Here is a 14,151-nt window from a genome sequence, read left to right as displayed (position 1 = left end):
AGCGCAAGAACCATGATTATCTATTTAATCAGACATACATCCGTGGCAGTACCCAAAGGTACGGCCTACGGATTTACGGATGTTCCCGTCAATCCTTCGTTTGAAGCCGAAGCAGCCTCTACCCTCGAGCAGTTGGCCGGCCTTCATTTCGACCAGGTATTCTGCAGTCCGCTGACCCGCTGTGTGAAGTTGGCCACCTTCTGCGGTTATCCCAACGCGATCCGCGACGAACGGCTGAAAGAATTGAATTTCGGTGACTGGGAGATGAAAACCTGGGATGAGATTTCTGCCGACCCGTATTCTAAAGAATGGTTCGTCGACTGGATCAACACACCCACACTGCATGGTGAATCTCTCCGGCAACAATACGAACGGCTGAAAGCCTTCATCGCTGAAAAGAAAGAATTGGGATATAAACAAATCGCCATTTTTGCCCACGGCGGCATCCTGACCTGCGCCCGTGTCCTTGCTGGAGAATATCCCATCGAAGAGGCATTCAACTCAATCCCGCCTTATGGCAGTGTTATTCGGGTAGAGATATGATTTCGGAGATATGGGACAATCGTCCTTTCCTGACTCCATTCCAAATAAACGTAATCTACGAAGGAATTATATTATAATAAAGAACAAGGAGAAGGGCTTGCGCCCCTCTCCTCTTCTCCTTAAAAAATTTAATCAGGTTTCGTTTCACAACGGAACCAATTCATTCAAAAAACATCTCCTCACAAGGTTGAACTTGCGTGGAGCGCTACCCTTCAATTTCACAACTCAAGAATAGCGAGATTGTATAAAAAAGAAATATTAATTACGCTTCTAAGAGATAAGAACCCATTTACGCCACAACAGGTCTTATCTATTTTTAAGCCTTATATTTTATCGAATCCGAATTTTAACACGGACATTTCCCGATTCATTTTCAGCATAAACAATATAAATCCCTGACGCAAGCGATAATTGGCACGTTGTATTCCGAATATTGTCACGGCTAACTACCATTCGTCCAGACATATCATATACTTGTACCCGTTGTAAAGCTTCCTCCGGAGAGGACATAACCAACAACTGTCCAGCAATAGGCGAATAAACGCAAATATCGCTTTCTACTGAAATCCGGTTTTGAGAGGTCAGCATAAAACGGCCATGACTAGGACCTGTCACCCGGAAGGTATAACTATCGTCATCCAAAGGTGTACTTTGCTTTGTCACCGCATCATACAGGTAAAGCTTATCTGCAAATTGGGAAATACCACGAATGGTCAGCTCTACTTCTTCTCCTTTGTCCGCATAAACGCCCAAAGGCACATTTCTGATCGACTGCATCGTGTTGAATTGCGCCGCCACGTCACCCGCCACGGTATAAACCATCGGTGCGTCCAGTTCCGAGTCGAGCAAGATTACAGCATCCTCCGAAGCCTCATACGCATCATGCCCCTTATCGGATGTCAACAACCGGGCCACGCTTCGTGTCTCGCCCCGCTCTGCCGTCAAGGTCAGGATCGGGTTGGAGGCGGAATAAGACTTTGTATAGACGTTATCTGTCCTAGGCTTTGCCGCCATCATGGCTGTTGTAAATTTAATTGTCTTAGTTGTCGCATTCTCTTTCAGTTCTACAAAGAAAGCGGTCATTGGGGCGACATAGCTTTGAGTACTCTCAGCAGTATGATCATGATAGCCATCCACACCATTACTCCAATCAGAAATATCTGGCGTACCAACTACTATACTTCCTTCATTGCGATCAAGAGTCCAGAACTTCCTATTTAAATTAGTATTATTATCGAAGAACTCTTTCATATCCAAATAGGTCATGTAAGGATTACCGACCAAGAAATGCGTACCGTCGCCATCCACTTCTGTATCAAGGGCGATTACAATATCTTGACCAGTTTTACCTTCTACTTTATCCAACAAATCATAGGCATTATCCCGGCTAATATTTTCTCCATTCGACAAATTACCTGCAGCTTTTGTCTCATAACTATATTGTTTATCCGCTTTAGGAAGACGAACTAATGCTTTATCACTTGTATTAGCTTCAGGCAAATCTTCCACTCTTGCGTAGAAGCCTTTACCCTCGCTATATGGAACCCATACATCGTTGTACTCAATACTCCAATTGGATTTTACCGCCGCTACATTTACGGGAGTACTTGTACCATGCGTATAACCCTCCTTTGTTATATAGGAAATCGCCTTATCCCATGCCTTTTGGTAGAAGGCCGGCTTCCAACGGCTGTTTGTTGTCTCATTTTCATGTTTCCCTTTATACGTAATATCCGTAAAGGCGGCTGTCTCCTGCCGACCGTTATTGGATGGGGCGTACATATCGCCGGCATAGACGTTCTGCAACGGGGCGGACATCCAATAGGGCTTGCCCTCCTCCATCTCGAAGTCTACCCACGCTTTCCCGTACGTCAAGTAATCCTGACGATACATAGATGCCCCCGGCTTGAAGTAGATTTCGCTTACCTTATTAATATAGTAGGGCTCAATTTTTCCTTCAGCATTAACCACCGCCATTTCGTAACGGATAGAGTCTGCCATATCTTTACCATCCGACGTTTGTTCGCTCCAACCTTTTAAGAAACGATTATCGTTCGTATCTCTATTTTCTGATGCACTCTCATCTATTAGAGCCAATTCTTGATTTCCTGATAGGGTAATCTTGGTGAAATAAAGTGGTGAATAAGCATCATCAATATCATCCGATCCATTGGCATCTGTATTTGGACTGTCTGCATAACCGTCAAAATACAATTCACCTTTTGTTGATTGTTTCCATAAATCTTCATTATACCAATCATCGTTCGTGGAGCCTGTCCATGTCAAGTATTGGGGAACAATCTTTACAGGTAACGTTATCAACCCATCACATTCGCTGGACAAACGAGTATCACTATCGTCATATTGTGCAAAAGGTATTAACAGCTCGTATTTTTTTCCTTCTTGTAATTTTCCTTTCGCCTCTTCTTTCAAAGAAATAGTTACAATCGCTTCTTCATCATCTGTTTTGGAAATATCCAGTTTAGCTGTTCCAATCTCCGGATATTCTTCATCTGGATTGTTTAAATACATGGCAACCCCTGATGATACATCCGCTGTTTTTAAATGCTCAGCCGCATCTGCCATTGATTCTTCAAAACCTTTTTGCAACGGAACCTCTAAAGCAATGCTTTCACCCATATTCGGATGACCTAAACGCAAAGAGACTTCGCCTTTAAAAGGATCTAATAGGTAACCCGGATGTAAGATAGGAACATCCTCGCTATATGTTCCTAATCGAACGGCTGTTATATCTGTACAATTAATTTTATCATTCACCACATTATAACCCATGATAAATGGCATGGCCACGATCGAATCATTTTGAATAGGACGAGTAAATTCGGTTGTAGCAATCTGTAATAAATCTTGTTCAAACAAACGTATCAACCCCTCTTTGATAGTTTCATTAACTGTTGATGCATTTCGAACATCATCTATATCAAATTCTTTATCAATATCTTCTTCCTTTCTAAATTCTTCTATTGCATGCTTTAAATCATAATCGCCGAATAGTTCATTTTTCGTCAATTTGTCATAATCAGCCTTTGAGCCTAAAAACCAATCGAAACTATAAGCTACATCACTTAGTTCAGATCCGTCTGTCCCTATCAAATCTGCTTCAATATGACGCAACGTACCCAGGCAAGCCAAAGCATTGGTATTATTTACCGTTTCCACGGTAATACGCACTGCCGGTTCTACCTTAAATGGAGATATCAAGACACAAGGATCTTTCAGGTTAAAAGATGTCGAATGATCTGCATCTCCTTCAGGGACTTCCCAATTTTCTACCGCTTGCGCTCCCTGTAAAACGACATGGTATTCACCGGATGCTACAATCGGATTGCCCTCGCTATCAAGACCAACCTGCTCACCTACATATTTCAAATCCGTATTGTTTACGTCTAAGGCATAAAGGTAAACTCTACCGGGATCATCCGCTTCTATCCACGAACAACGGATACGAGGTATTTGCAAGCGACTATAAAGCTCTTCTATAACTTTAAGATAGGTGTCTTCATATCCCTCATTAGTAACATTCTCTTCTGTAAGACCTTGTAGAGCGATTTCCGTTATATTACCATACGAATCCGAATCGGGTTTATAATCTGATTGATTATTGTTATATAAATTAACCGCTGTATTATAATCCTTAACTGCCCGTAAATTCAATATTTTTTCCCGTCTCAAAGCTTCGTCTTTACTACCTGGATAATTTTTATCCTCATAAACAGTCGAGTTTATAACTCGGAAAGAATACATAGATTGAGGTACCGGTACTCTTAAACTTTTATTCACGCGAACCCAACGATATAGATGTCCTTTCTCAAGTACGATTGGATTCGGATCTTCATCATTACTCAGTTCTCTATCTGTAACATCAATCACATTTTCTGTCGTATTTTCGTCAAATCCTTCTACAAAAGAAAAATAAGTGTTACCGACATGGCTTTCCGCTGACACTTTTGTAGGATCTATCGCTTCTTTTCCATTCAAGCCAAAACGATATTTTACCAAATCAAAACCATTTTCCGGATCATTGCTATACAATTGCGTACTTTCATCCACAATAGACTCGTTCGCAGTCCATCCCATATTTCTTAACATGGTAGTATAATCCAAACTGACGGTCAGTGTAGCGGCATCGCAGGCATCATAACGTTGTACTTTGATGTTCGGCTTCGATTTATACACGCGCACATCGTCTATTGCGTAATCTGCACCATATGTATGAGCGGTATTGTTTTGTACTTCCAAATAATATGCTTCATAAGTCTGTTGTTCTGAAATGGAAAAAGAATAACAAAGTTGTTGCCATTTACCAACATTTTTATTTGCTGACTTACCTTCATATGTAACAGAATAATCCGTTAAAGCATCTCCGGACGTAAAACGATGTAAAACGACCTCTTTGTCACCTGTCTTACCTATAAAATTTATATTGATGTTAGGAGGTAATGGCTTGCCATCATTTGTTTCATTCCAAGTGGTCATATCGTTCACCCATGCTGTAACTGTCAATTCCGTATATTGGCAAATCACATCATCTAACTTCAATTTCACCCAACGTCCCGGCTCATTTGATGCATCTGTATAAAAGAAATAACCACATTCTTTACCACCTGTATTTGCATAAGTACGGTCATAAACCGATTTGGCATAAGGATTATTTCTCAATGAAAAGAACCAAAAATATTCACCACCATTAGATACTCCTGGAACGTTTGCGCTATGATACAATCCATATTGATTCTGCAAAGCAGCATGATTATGCGCCGTATACATCGTTATATTGGGATTTAAGAAAGCATACGTAGTTGATTCTGCACTCATCGGTGTAGAACATAAATTATTAGAACTTGAGAGTTCAGAAGATGGTATTCTAGCATCCATATCAAAATCCGCAGCACCGATAGCCTCATATAAATCCGAATGGGCTGCCGGATTTCTTCGAGGATCTGATGAGTTCTTTACATTCTCTTCCAACATGAATGCTGCATTAGCTTGCGGAATTATTTTGAACGTAGCTAATAACGGACTTTTCTGTCCATCAGAAGTCTCAGCATAAACATTTATAGTCGTATTCGATGAAACTTCACCCAATCCAATTACTTGTTTGTCCGAAGCGAGACTACCGCTTTTTCCTCCGTCATATACATATACATAATGATCTCCCGATAAAATAGTTCCATCCTGTTCATTTGCATACCAACAATAATTAGAAGGAAATGTTTTCATTTGAATGTTAATACCTTTAGCATCAGAAGGGGAGGCTATTTCATAGTGCTCTATACCATTATTCCCAGCATTTTTAATTTTTTCTGCAATTTCACTTGCAGGACGAATCACAAACTTATAGCGTTTAGATAATGTAGGTTCCGTTAATGTAGATCCAGATAAATTCTCGTCAGTATTCATGCTGACATCGCAGATTACAATATCCTCTATATCTTCAGCGTTCCTTGTATATAAGATAGTTGACGCTCCTGTTGCTGTAGAGATATAATATGTTGTAGTTTGATCCGGTCCTAAACCAGCGTTTGTATGATCATTAAAAAAATTTCGATACCAAAATAAAGAAGTTTTTTCTGGAGTTTCATGCAAAGCCGCAGCATGAGGTATTTTAGTATCCACTGTTCCTCCTTCTATAACCGCTTTATTTCTGAGATCTACAATTGTCGATTTAAATTTATTATCAATAGCTATCGGGTCCCCATTTTCATCAGCACGATACCAGCGAACATACCATTTATAATTGGGACTACCACCAGCCCGTCCATCATTGTTTCTCAACTCCGGCACATACAATTCTCTTGACATACCATCCGGAATATAAACTGTATCTACCCGTTCCGGAATATTCGTTTGCCGACTCCCATTTTTATATTGAATCGTATATTCTTGCCCCCACACCCCATTCTCATTCCATCCTGCGGAAAAGAACAGGAGGAGAAGGGTAAGCAGGGACAGGTTGCGGAATGCCGGATGGTTTTTGCTTGTATGGGCGGGAGTTTCATAGGATGAAACCGGAGTTCCGTCCCTATGAAACTGGAGTTTCATCCCTTGAAACTCTTCGTTTAGTCCGGAGATGTTCCGGATTGCTCCGCGACTCTTTTCTTTGATGTCTATTTCGTTTCTCATAATCAATTTCCTCCGTCAGTTGTTCGTTTATAGTTTTGTATGCGGATTGTGTAAGGAATTTCGATTCTTGATTTAGGCTCCGTATCACCATACTCCGCTATCAAAGTCAATTGGATGGTCGCATCTGATTCGTTAGCCAACTCTTGTGTCCATACTTCAAAATAGGCTTTGTTTGTGGCATCGGGAGCATCCGGAGACGGATAAACGGTAAAGTCATAATTTTCATCACGTGGTTCACCTGTTTCCGCGTCAATCAGCAAGCCATCGGTATTATCGACTAAGATAGCGGTACTACGTTCGCTACCTGTTGCTGTCGTATTCGTGTAAAGAATGGTCGGATTGGTAATTCTTGTGTTGATAGATTGTACTTCTATTTCTATTTTTACCGGACCTGCATAATCCGGATCTACCTCGTTGACCGCATCTACCAATATTTGGATGCCATCGCCTTCTCCATAAATAATCTCTTTAGGAAGTCCGCCGATAGGCATACGCATATTCTTGAATCGCATGACCGATTCTATATTGGTAATGGCAACCGGAATCTTCAACCAGTCATTACGCCGCATAAAGCTGAATTCGGTAGGTTTCTCAGACACAGGGCGGTCATTGATTCCAACAGATATACTCAATGTAGCGTCCGTGTTCGATTTTGTACCGGTTTCGAAAGCATAGAAAGTATATGTTTGGCCCTCTACGGTGATATTGTCCCCCACCTCCGGAATTGGAACCTCATGTTTATAGGGACTTATTTGGGTACTTTGTGGCACTAAATCGAATTTCGGTTGTAATAAATCCTGATCAGCAACGGTTATATTGTTCAGGTCTATATTCCCCTCAGAATAGGGCAATAAATGAATCGGCCCCTTTCGGAAGTTACCCATTGCAAGGCTTTTTAGTGTCTTTGTTTCATCGTTCCCAGTCTGGTCAGTTACCGTAATTTCCACCTTCCCAATCATGCGGAAAAGCACAATCCGTGCGATGTTTTCAGTCTGAGCTTTCACCGTGATAGGGGTTTCGTAACTACTCATTGGGATTGCTTTTCCATCTTTAAGCTGAAAGTTCTTCGCATCAATCAATGAAACAGTAGTATTTAATTTCGCTTTGGTGATATTTGCTAAATCATTTCCTTCCAACAAGGATATAATTGATTGTCCATTGGTGAGGTTTTCCAAATTGGCAAAAGCATAACCGGTATAGTATCCTTCCGGCAATTCTACAGTTTCTTTGATTACTTCTTGGGCATTATCTATTTCCGTTCCATTCTGGATAAAGTCATCAGAATTTACAGAAGCTACACAAGCATTTGTAGTAGCATCAAACAATACCACCCAACATTTATCGATCTTACGTTCGTACACATCTGCTTCGTCCTCCCATTCTGGAGCATCGGCTCTCGTTGTCGGCGTATAGCTTGTCGATGTATTCAGTGCGATAGTCAATGTATAAAGTTTTGTTTCATCCACTTCCACCCCACCTCCGTCATCCTCGGAACAGGAGGGGAATAAAGATAGCAAGAGCAGTAGCGAGGTCGCCACTGCTGCTATGTGTTTGTATATGTATTTTGTTCTTTTCATAAGTCTATTTTTTTGAGGAGTTTGATTGGGGGAGTTAGAGGAGTTAAAGAAGTTAGCACTCCGCTTCGCTTCGTTCAGGAGTTAGAGCCGATACCTTTTTGATCGTATTAGCTTTACCCTCCTTTAGCCTCATAACCTTTTAACCTCTTAACCTTTTAACCTCTCTAACAACCAATTTTACAATTCTCCGTTATTCAATCGAATTACCCAGTCTTTTACTTGAATCTTATAGCAGGCATAGCCGACAACCGGATGTGGGGGATCATCGGGTCCAGGTCCTGGAGTAGGTTCGTCCGGCTCATCCGGGTTATCGGGATTGTCCGGCTCATCCGGGTTATCGGGATTGTCCGGCTCGTCTGGTTCATCGGGTTCATCCGGGTCAGGACAATCCGGACAGAGAATCGGGGTCAGGAAGAAGACGATCGAGTACTCGTCCTGGCGGTCCAGGTATTCCTGTGCCGATATGTTGTGTCCCTCCATCTGCGTAAGAAGCAGGTAGTTGGGGAGGTTGATATTCAATACGTCCTCTTCCCAGTCTTTGTGGCGGACGATGAGGCGGTAGTTCGTACCGGCCATCAGTCGCATAGTGTTCATCTCGGCTACGGCGACAATCTGCGACAGGGTGTCGCCTATCGCGATGTCGGGGTCGTCTCCGGCTGAAGCAATATCCACATTTTCCGTATAATAGGGGAGGTAGGTGATTTGCGGGTCATCCAGCAGGGAGTTGTCGTAATCCATATAGCCGTTGTCGGCGGTGATTTCAAATGTGAAATCGTCTACATCCATGCTGTACCCTTCGGTATCTTGCAAGATAAAACGAAGCTTGTTTGTGTTCTTGGCAAGCGAAATTTCTTTATCTTCGTGGGCCGTTCCGGTAATGACCAACGTATCCAGAGCGTGCCAAAGAGGTTCCAGTTCATTAGGTTGCGTCGCATCGGCATTGCGCAGGGTGCGGACGCGGATATCCTGAAGTGTCGAGACGCCGGGAGTCAGCTGAGGCCATTCGTAAGAGCCTTCGTCCAGGCCTGCCCAAGTAAGCGCGTAGTAAGTACCCGGTTCCAGGTCGAGCTTGACATTGTTTTCCTTCAGTTCGTTGCCTTCAATTTGCCGTTGCATAAGGAAGTTACCTTTGTCATCGCAGAGAAACAAAGAAACCTTGCTGACCTCATGCTGGAAGGCATCGGCAAATTTCATATTATAATCGTACACGAAGCGCAAGCGATACTCGCAAAGGGGCAGCGAGTCGTCGTGAATATAATCGCACGCGGCCAGACCCAGCAGGGCCAACGCGCCGATCGATCTGGTGATGTTATTCAAATATCTCTTCATATCTGTATTTATAAACTTGTTTTCTGCCAATGACATATTGGATCTGTTAGTAGTTATCCCCTCACCCCCGTTTGTTGGGCGAGGGGATATTGATTATTGAAACAACTAGATTACTTGCTTACTTAGAGGATGATGCCACTGTTAGAGCGGACTACCCAGTTCTTGACGTAGATCTCGACGTTAAAGTAGTACTTATCCTCCTCGTCATCCTTACTTGGATCCGGCTTTTCAGCTCCAGAAAGCCCAAGGCCACTGATGCCAGTTACGGTCATATCGTAAATGTTGTTACGCACAATGGCGAACTCCATAACAGACATCTTTGTTGGAATATTATTGCTGGCGTGACGAATCCAGTACGGATAGTAGCATACGCCACCCTCATAAGGTAGAACTACCGCATTGATGGTTGCCTTGTTGGCATCAGCAGACAAGTAGGTGTCAATAGCGTCTGCTGCCATAAAAGTCTTGTCCGCATTATAGTCAGTATCATTCGTGTCATATTTGCCATCACCATTCGTGTCATACGTCTTTTTCAAGGAATCAATGTAGTCGAACGGATCCGAGAATTCGGCCAGCAGATGGTTGAAGAAATCAGCCACCTTGATGTTTTCAATGTTCGTATCTGTGAAGTCGGTGTAGCTGTAGATCGTCACGCCAGCTTGACCGTCCAACGGTTCCTGCTGTGTCCAAACGAACTCATTGAAGATAGCCTCATAGTCCTTGTAGACGTTTCCTTCGTAAACATAGAACTTGAAATCAGTCGGAACCACAGTAGAACTACCTATATCGCCATAACCTGTTCCTTCCTCATCGCCATTATAGTCAATATCATCAGCCTCAACTTTTCCGATTGTCGTACCGGAAACAATTGTTTTAGTAACTGCCCACTTCTTAGGGAAGTAAGTTGCCTTAAAGAGTGCCCCGGTAGAATAGCCGTTCTTTTGCATCTTTAAAGAGGTAGTGTTCTCCTGCGTGTATGCCAGATGCAAGGGGAATGTAGCGTCGATGTTTGAAGACAAATCCACCTTATCTTCACCAAAAGATGTCCACATCTCGGTATAGCTTGCCTCATAAAAATCATTGTCATAACTCAATTTTGCGGTTACAGATGGCGAAGTCAAGCTTGCGCCTACCAATGCGTCTCTTTGATCCAAGTTGTCCGAAGCCGGTGTGATTGTCTCTTTAACTCTTGTCCATGGGTCAATCACGTAGTTCAGGGCAATTCCTTCATCGCCAGCAGACTCATTGCCCAATAACAGATCATTAGTTACCTCTGCCGGCAGATCCGAATAACCATCAGTCAACTGTGAAGTCACCCGCTTCAGCAAATAAGTACCGCTGGTCAGCTTGTTGACGATAGCCACCTGATCCAGACGGACCTTGGCTTCTGTTTCTTCTCCTTTGTTAACTGTATAAATAAAGTCGGTGATATCATCAGCCTCATTAATGCGTATCTTGGCGGCCAAACGCTCAACATGAACCGAAGCGGTCGGAGCGTTCGTAGCATTCGTACCCGCTTTTAATGTTACCTTATCAAAGATTGAGACTGAACCACCACTATTATATTTATCATTATGAGTAGACATTACGAAACCATTAGTGGAGTTCCAAGCTTCTTTTTGAAGAAAGTTTGCCAACTCTGATCCTACATAAATATCATCCTCCTTGATACGGTCACACAATACTTCTCTTCCACCAAGGTTGGTCACAGCAATAATACCGTAAGTCTTCCCATCAAAAGAATTCGCCTGTTTTGGATCGGTCACAGTAATAGTTACCGTTGCAGTCGTGCGGCTGTGCCATATTTCACTACTGGTTTCCATCTGAGCTATGCCATCTTTATAACCCGCAGCAACCAATTTACTTGAACCATCAAATGTATTTGGTTCTGTGCCATCAGAATTACTAAAAAGGATCACTGTCACATCGTTCACCTTATATTCGCTTACATCACCAATTTCTCCATTAGGCTCATCCCCTTCTTCACCTCCAGTAGCCTTTGTTGTTGGAGTCGAACTGATTGTCACCTTCATATAGGTAGTCGGTCCATTCAGTTCATTTCCTTCATTGTTGTCCAGCCCGTCTTCCACGTCGTCTGAACACGACACCGCCACGCAAGCGAAGGCAAGTGCCCATAATGTACTTTTAAAATTCATCATAATTACTATTATTAGTTATCTGTATTCATATTTCCTTTTTATCATCCGGGGCTTTTATCCGTCCCCTAGCAGACTCACTCCGGGATCAGCCGGTGACCACCTTCCCCATCAGCAGGTGATGTCGAGCAAGGACAGCGGGTGATCCGGTTCCCCTCCAGCGGCTGTCCTCCTTCGGGATCAGCGCTGATCTCGGAGGAGAACAGTGCTGGTCTTGCCAGAGACCACGGCTGATCTGCCAGCAGGTCAGCCTATGCCCGGCGCACGGACAGCCTTCATCCGCCTGCCTCTTCCGTTTTGATGCGGTCGAAAGTAGCTTTTGAACGGATTTCCTGGATGGATTTTCCCGCCGTATAAACCACCTTCATCGGGCGCATCATTGTCGAAGCGTCATACTCTTCCGGGGTAGTCGCACCCGAACTGCTCAGTGCCACCCGAAACGAACCCAAGTCGCCCAGATTAACGCTTCGCCCTGCCTTCAGGTTGGTCGAAATGATATAAGCCAACCGGTCCAGGCACGCCTTCACATCCGCCCGGGTCAGGGCCGTCTGTTCGGCTACTGCTTCGCACACCTCGTCAAAACTGATATTTCCATTATTCAATAACTGGGGGTAATAGAGCTTGGCATCCTCAAGCGCCCCTTTCGAAAAGTCCTTCCGTGGGACTAATTTGTACCGTATTCCCATAAAGCATTTCGTTTTAAAGTTCGACATCTATTGTTGTCCATCAATCTGACGGATATTTTCTTCGGCCTGAGCTGCCACAGCCGGTTCATGCCGGAGTTTTTCCAAGAGAACTTTTGCCTCGGTCAGCTTCCCTTCCAACATCAGGATCGAAGCCTCGGCCAGTTGCTTTTCGGGGCAGTCGTTTGCCTTGGCCAGATAGCGTTTTGCCTTGTCGAGCTGGCGGGTATTCACCGCACTGATCGCCGCATTCAGGTTAGAAACCGGATCGTTCGGGTACATGCGTACCGCCACTTCAAACACTTCGTTGAACGGTTCGCTGCCTACCTCATACGTTTCCGCCACTAGGAACATCTCGTTCAAACTCAACTTCGAAGGATCAGACTGGATGATCTGTTTCGCCTCGTCCACCGTAAAGTTGCGAATATTATAATTTACCCGATAATCAGAGTGGCGTAAGGCAGGATATACATCACGCAACAAAACCTTATAAGAAGTACCCCCATTCAGCGTTTTCAGTTTCCATTCGCGGGCATCCCAATCCACCGGTTCGTCGGCACGGATGATGGCCAGCAATTCTTCCTTATCCGGCAAGTTGCCTTTTTCTACAGCCGCTTCCAGGCCTTCCCAGTCCTCCGGCTCAAAATCGACCGACAGTTCCACGCCCGAGAGGTCGTAGTGTTCTTTTACATAATCCAATAAAGCCTTGGCACGATTTTCAGCCAAATAAGCGTTTCCCTTATATGTACCTTCGGGAGAAGCATAGCCCTTGATCGACAGACTGGTAATCGTCGCATATGGATCGTTCTTCACCGCCTCGACGGTCTGTTGGATCTTCTTTAATTCGGCAGAGTTGTTACGATAGTCGGGATTGATGGTGATCTGGTTTACCGGAAAATCGAGGTAGGCGCTACCGTCCAGATGACGGGCTTTTACCTCTTCGGGAGCCGGTTTCACATAGACCAGCATCGGGTCGATAACAACCGGTTCGGCAAAATTCAGGGCAAACAATTTATCCCGGTTTTGCGACAAGGCTTTCCAACCGCAGCCGCAGTCGTCCATCACCAACGTCACATCCGCCTTCTCCATCCAGTCGGCATACGGCGTACGGACCAGGCAATCTACCTGTTGTTCTGTATCATTATAGCGTCTAATTTCCACTTCCTTCTTATCAGTCCGTTCCATGCGTTCGTACAGGATGTGGCGCACTTTTCCATTAATGATAATCGGGTCTAACGCCCGGATGCTGTCACCACTCTCTACCAAGGGTGTACAAACCAACGACTGGTTACGCGAGAGTTGCAGCGAACTGATGTCGGCCTTCAGGGTAATCACCAAATCATTTCCTACACGTTCGGCGTTCTTCTCCTTTACTAAAAAAGTACCTTCTTCCGGATTCTGGGCATACAAGAAAGACGTACACCCCAACATATAGATGAATGTATAGAGCTTTTTCATACCTTACACGTTTTTAAAATAAACACCTAACGGAATAGCAAATTTGAGTAAAGCGTAGCGAACAGACTGAAAAAGCGTTCGTTACGCTATATTTTTCTCTTGTTCAAAAGCCAAGAAGAGACAGAATATGGACAAACGCAGCAAAAGTTCAGTTACTTTATCATTACCCGTGCGATGATGCAAATTTCTTGCGAAACCTAAATTTTGCATCGTTTGGCGTTATGTGTCGTATCTGTCGGTAACTCACTATGAATTAATTTT

The 14,151-nt window shown here is 43.7% G+C and carries 7 protein-coding genes; 1 reads left to right on the top strand and 6 read right to left on the bottom strand.

Features of this window, described 5'->3' with window-relative positions:
* Nucleotides 1-12 precede the first annotated feature (12 nt).
* Nucleotides 13-543 (top strand): alpha-ribazole phosphatase family protein, encoded by a 531-nt coding sequence (gene cobC, locus NEE14_RS00555; protein ID WP_251968706.1) that lies wholly within the window; start codon nucleotides 13-15, stop codon nucleotides 541-543.
* Between the two features lie 330 nt (nucleotides 544-873).
* Here cobC and NEE14_RS00550 read toward each other — a convergent pair whose 3' ends face one another.
* The 6 genes from NEE14_RS00550 to NEE14_RS00525 form a co-directional block, all read right to left on the bottom strand.
* A complete protein-coding gene (locus NEE14_RS00550) occupies nucleotides 874-6,687 on the bottom strand; it encodes a T9SS type A sorting domain-containing protein (protein WP_251968705.1) in 5,814 nt (1,937 codons plus the stop codon).
* Between the two features lie 2 nt (nucleotides 6,688-6,689).
* A complete protein-coding gene (locus NEE14_RS00545) occupies nucleotides 6,690-8,264 on the bottom strand; it encodes a fimbrial protein (protein WP_251968704.1) in 1,575 nt (524 codons plus the stop codon).
* Nucleotides 8,265-8,441: 177 nt separating this feature from the next.
* Complete coding sequence (locus NEE14_RS00540) at nucleotides 8,442-9,593, bottom strand: FimB/Mfa2 family fimbrial subunit (RefSeq protein WP_251968720.1); 1,152 nt, start codon at nucleotides 9,591-9,593, stop codon at nucleotides 8,442-8,444.
* A 122-nt stretch (nucleotides 9,594-9,715) separates the two neighbouring features.
* Complete coding sequence (locus tag NEE14_RS00535) at nucleotides 9,716-11,752, bottom strand: fimbria major subunit (protein ID WP_251968703.1); 2,037 nt, start codon at nucleotides 11,750-11,752, stop codon at nucleotides 9,716-9,718.
* Between the two features lie 272 nt (nucleotides 11,753-12,024).
* Nucleotides 12,025-12,435, bottom strand: coding sequence for an HU family DNA-binding protein (locus NEE14_RS00530; protein WP_251968702.1), 411 nt, complete (start codon nucleotides 12,433-12,435; stop codon nucleotides 12,025-12,027).
* Between the two features lie 27 nt (nucleotides 12,436-12,462).
* Nucleotides 12,463-13,890: a DUF3868 domain-containing protein gene (locus NEE14_RS00525; RefSeq protein ID WP_251968701.1), complete on the bottom strand. Its 1,428-nt coding sequence runs from the start codon at nucleotides 13,888-13,890 to the stop codon at nucleotides 12,463-12,465.
* Nucleotides 13,891-14,151: the final 261 nt, after the last annotated feature.

Source organism: Parabacteroides sp. AD58 (genome assembly GCF_023744375.2).
Taxonomy (GTDB): Bacteria; Bacteroidota; Bacteroidia; order Bacteroidales; family Tannerellaceae; genus Parabacteroides; species Parabacteroides absconsus.
This window is presented reverse-complemented; position numbering and strand designations above follow the sequence as displayed.

Coding starts and splice junctions, on each gene's coding strand:
- NEE14_RS00525 (WP_251968701.1), bottom strand. CDS start 13,890: ATGAAAAAGCTCTATACATTCATCTATATGTTGGGGTGTACGTCTTTC.
- NEE14_RS00545 (WP_251968704.1), bottom strand. CDS start 8,264: ATGAAAAGAACAAAATACATATACAAACACATAGCAGCAGTGGCGACC.
- NEE14_RS00530 (WP_251968702.1), bottom strand. CDS start 12,435: ATGGGAATACGGTACAAATTAGTCCCACGGAAGGACTTTTCGAAAGGG.
- NEE14_RS00550 (WP_251968705.1), bottom strand. CDS start 6,687: ATGAGAAACGAAATAGACATCAAAGAAAAGAGTCGCGGAGCAATCCGG.
- cobC (WP_251968706.1), top strand. CDS start 13: ATGATTATCTATTTAATCAGACATACATCCGTGGCAGTACCCAAAGGT.
- NEE14_RS00535 (WP_251968703.1), bottom strand. CDS start 11,752: ATGATGAATTTTAAAAGTACATTATGGGCACTTGCCTTCGCTTGCGTG.
- NEE14_RS00540 (WP_251968720.1), bottom strand. CDS start 9,593: ATGAAGAGATATTTGAATAACATCACCAGATCGATCGGCGCGTTGGCC.